The 432-nt window shown below is 69.4% G+C and carries 1 protein-coding gene; it reads left to right on the top strand.

What is annotated here, in order from left to right:
* Positions 1-70: 70 nt before the first annotated feature.
* On the top strand, positions 71-432 hold a 362-nt coding region (nusB, locus tag CWM66_RS28650), incomplete at its 3' end, for a transcription antitermination factor NusB (RefSeq protein ID WP_107147762.1).

The following is a 432-nucleotide window of genomic DNA, read 5'->3' on the forward strand; positions in this document are numbered from 1 at the left end:
GCCACGGCAACAAGGGCGAGGAGGCCGCGCTGGCGGCCCTGGAAATGATCAACCTGGTGGAGCAGCTGCCATGAACAAGTCCACCGGTCCGAAGCAGAACGGCCCCCGTCCGCCGCGCCGCGATGGCGTGGACCCGGTGTTGCGCTCGCGTGCGCGTCGCCGCGCCCTGCAGGCCATCTACGCCTGGCAGATCTCCGGCGGCTTCGCCAAGCAGGTCATCGCCCAGTTCGCCCACGAGCAGGCCCACGAGGTCGCCGACCTGGCGTATTTCGAGGCGTTGGTGGAAGGCGTGCTTGCACACCGCGCCGAGCTGGACGAGGCGCTGGTCGAATACCTCGACCGCAGCGTCGAGGAAGTCGACGCCATCGAGCGTGCGGTGCTGCGCCTGGCCGCCTACGAGCTGCTGTACCGCCAGGACGTGCCGTACCGCGT

It is taken from the genome of Kosakonia sp. H7A, from assembly GCF_003028445.1.
Lineage (GTDB): Bacteria > Pseudomonadota > Gammaproteobacteria > Enterobacterales > Enterobacteriaceae > Kosakonia > Kosakonia radicincitans.